Origin of the sequence: Geminicoccus flavidas (genome assembly GCF_009806515.1) — a bacterium.
Taxonomy (GTDB): domain Bacteria; phylum Pseudomonadota; class Alphaproteobacteria; order Geminicoccales; family Geminicoccaceae; genus Geminicoccus; species Geminicoccus flavidus.
On record NZ_WUJP01000017.1, the window covers coordinates 1 to 1,472 of the forward strand.

3 protein-coding genes are annotated in these 1,472 nt (G+C 64.5%); 1 reads left to right on the plus strand and 2 read right to left on the minus strand.

The annotated features are described in order from the left end of the window. On the minus strand, positions 1-196 hold a 196-nt coding region (locus EQG76_RS00390), incomplete at its 3' end, for a sulfatase-like hydrolase/transferase (protein ID WP_159709587.1). 94 nt (positions 197-290) lie between these two features. Continuing rightward, complete coding sequence (locus EQG76_RS00395; RefSeq protein ID WP_159709589.1) at positions 291-758, minus strand: hypothetical protein; 468 nt, start codon at positions 756-758, stop codon at positions 291-293. A gap of 404 nt (positions 759-1,162) precedes the next feature. Here EQG76_RS00395 and EQG76_RS00400 point away from each other — a divergent pair. Continuing rightward, on the plus strand, positions 1,163-1,472 hold a 310-nt coding region (locus EQG76_RS00400), incomplete at its 3' end, for a DUF502 domain-containing protein (protein ID WP_407925488.1).

The window sequence follows — 1,472 nt, forward strand, 5'->3', positions numbered from 1 at the left end:
GCGAGGGCAGGGCGCCGGTGAGCATGGAGAAGCGCGAGGGCGAGCAGAGCGGCGCATTGCAGTAGTTGGCGTCGAACACCACGCCGGTCTCGGCCAGGCGCTCGAGCACCGGCGCCTGCACGAGCGGGTGCCCGTGGAACGGGAGCCACTGGGCGGCGAGCTGATCGACCTGGAACAGCAGGATGTCGGGGCGCATCGTCCGGCTCACCAGATGGCAGGGGAGCCAGGGATGGCACAGAGGCCGGCCACATGGGAACAGCCGCGCTGCGGGCCGCCGGCGGGCCCGGCGATCAGCTCGCGGCGCGCTCCTCCGACTGCATCTGCAGGCGCAGGTCGTCGATCACGCTGTCCAGCATGAACATGACCCGGGCTTCGCCATAGTCGTAGAAGACGTCGTTCGGGTCGGTGGAGACTTGGCGGCGGAGCCGGTCGGCGGCCAGCCGCAGCACGGTCTCGATGCAGTCGAGCGACTTGTGGCGCGCGGAGATCAACTGATTCTCGCATTCCTCGATCTGCTGGTCCAGGCGCTCCATGTCGCGCTCCAGCTCGGCGAGCCCGGTCTGCTGCTCGGCGGTGGACAGCTCGGAGATCATCGTCTCGATCTCGCGCGCCGACATGCCGGCGAGCTTCAGTGGCTCGACGGTCCAGTCGGGAAGAATGCCACGCATCCGCTCCTGCCGCTCGCAAAGCTGCTCCCGCTGCCGGTGAAGCTCGTTGATGCGGCGGACGAGGAGCATGTTGTTCACGATCACGGTCATCTGAGCCACCCCTTCGCGGGTCAGTGGTGCAAGAACAATTCTATGGGTTGTCTTCATGTATCTTGGTTAAGCGGGTGTCAACAAACGGAAGTTCTGAATAAATATTGCCAGACACTCGCAAAATTTCCCTCAAATTTTAGCGATATGCCCCGCGAAGGAGGCTCCTTCGACCGATAGGTTCGCGGAAACCGCGCCAGCACGAGGTTCGTCGACACGGGGTGAGAGTTTGTTCGCCTACTGCGCGAGGCCCGTTCGTATCTCGCTGCGCCGGGCCGCGCCGCGCGACGAATCGAGGCTGGACGCGCAGGGAAAGGGCCACGTATTTTTCATATCCGGGGACCAGTTTTGTTGCGATGATGCCACAGAAAGAAACGCCACCCACGTCGATCCTGCCGCCAAATCCCATGCATCTGCCCAGGCAGCCGCTCGGTGCCCGCATCCGCAACTGGCTGCTGGCCGGGATGATCGTCACAGCACCACTGCTGATCACGGCGTACGTGGTCTGGCAGGTCGTCGATTTCTTCGACGGCTGGATGAACTCCATCCTGCCGGCGCGCTGGAATCCCGAGACCTACCTGCCGTTCAGCTTGCCGGGCGTGGGCCTGCTCATGGCGATGGCGATCCTGGTGCTGATCGGCTGGTCCACGGCCGGCCTGATCGGGCGCACCGTCGTGCGCTGGAGTGAGCTGCTGTTGGCGCGGATGCCGGTGATCC

Bases quoted from the DNA above. Each gene is read 5' to 3' on its own strand.
- EQG76_RS00395 (WP_159709589.1), bottom strand. From the start codon at position 758: ATGACCGTGATCGTGAACAACATGCTCCTCGTCCGCCGCATCAACGAG.